Below are 1335 nucleotides of genomic sequence, written 5' to 3' on the forward strand. Positions count from 1 at the left end.
GGGGAACGCTACTGCGGCATCTTCCTGATGTTCACCCGACGGTTCCTGCGCGAGATGTACGGCAAACTGGAACAGCGCAGCCTGCCTGCCGCCACGCCGAAACTCGATGCAGGGGTGATGAAACTGCCCCCGACGGTGGAACTGGCCAGCCTTTTCGGCTCCATGACGCCCTATTTCGACCCCGAAGTGAAACCCAACGACGACTTCATGAACCTGAAACTGCAGGAGGGATTGCTCGCCTTGCTGCATATCGACGAACGATTCGCCCCCACCCTTTTCGATTTCAACGAACGGTGGAAGATCGATATTCTGGAGTTCATGAACGCCAACTACATGTATGAGTTCACGATGGAGGAACTGGCACACTACACCGGACGCAGCCTCGCCACATTCAAACGGGATTTCAGGAAGATCAGCGAACTCACGCCGGAAAAGTGGTTGATACGCAAGCGACTCGAAGTGGCCTACGCCAAACTGAAGGAGGGCGGCAAAAAGGTGACGGATGTCTATGCCGAAGTCGGATTCAAAAACCCGTCGCACTTCTCGACCGCATTCAAGAAACAGTACGGCATATCGCCCAGCGCCGCCTCGGTATAGGGACGAAGCCGAGTACCGCCCGATGCCGCACCTCGCATCCCGACCGTGATACGAGGCATTTGCATGCACTCGCGGCCCGGACACTCTTCCGATGCGGCCCCGAAAAAATTCCCGTTGAGCTTTTGAACAATCTCATTTGAGCCCGACAGCAACGTCCGATCGTTCCAGCCGTCGTACCTTTGCGACAAAAGACAAAGGCAATGAACGACATTTTCCGAAGGGATCTCGGCGGCGAAACGGTATCGCCTGCCGACCCTGGCTACGACGAACTGATAGAGGATATTTTCGCCACCATCCGCAAGGCGACGGAACTGAACACGGGGGTCCGCACTCCGGAAGAGGTGCACGAACTGATGGCCGACATCCTCGACAAACCGCTGCCGCAGAGCACCACCCTCCTGCCCCCGTTCTACATCGACTACGGCAAACCGGTCCGCATCGGCGAAGCATGCTTCATCCAGCAGTGCTGTACCTTTTTCGGCCGCGGCGGCATCACCATAGGCAATGGCGTATTCATCGGGCCGAAAGTGAACCTGATCACCATCAACCACGACGAGAATCCCGAGAACCGCAGCGCCACCTACTGCAAGCCGATCGTAATCGAAGACAAGGTCTGGATCGGGATCAATTCGACGATTCTGCCCGGCGTCAAACTCGGCTACGGCTGCATCGTCGGCGCCAACAGCGTCGTGACGAAAGAGGTCCCTCCCCTGACGGTCGTGGCGGGCAATCCGGCCC

General features: G+C 57.6%; 2 protein-coding genes. Both read left to right on the top strand.

Annotation, left to right across the window (positions count from 1 at the left end; translation table 11 throughout):
• The coding region (locus tag QZ298_RS08625) for an AraC family transcriptional regulator (protein WP_296008127.1) at window positions 1-597 on the top strand (597 nt) is incomplete at its 5' end.
• Between the two features lie 200 nt (window positions 598-797).
• The coding region (locus QZ298_RS08630) for a DapH/DapD/GlmU-related protein (protein WP_296008130.1) at window positions 798-1335 on the top strand (538 nt) is incomplete at its 3' end.

This window comes from uncultured Alistipes sp., assembly GCF_910580175.1.
Taxonomy (GTDB): domain Bacteria; phylum Bacteroidota; class Bacteroidia; order Bacteroidales; family Rikenellaceae; genus Alistipes.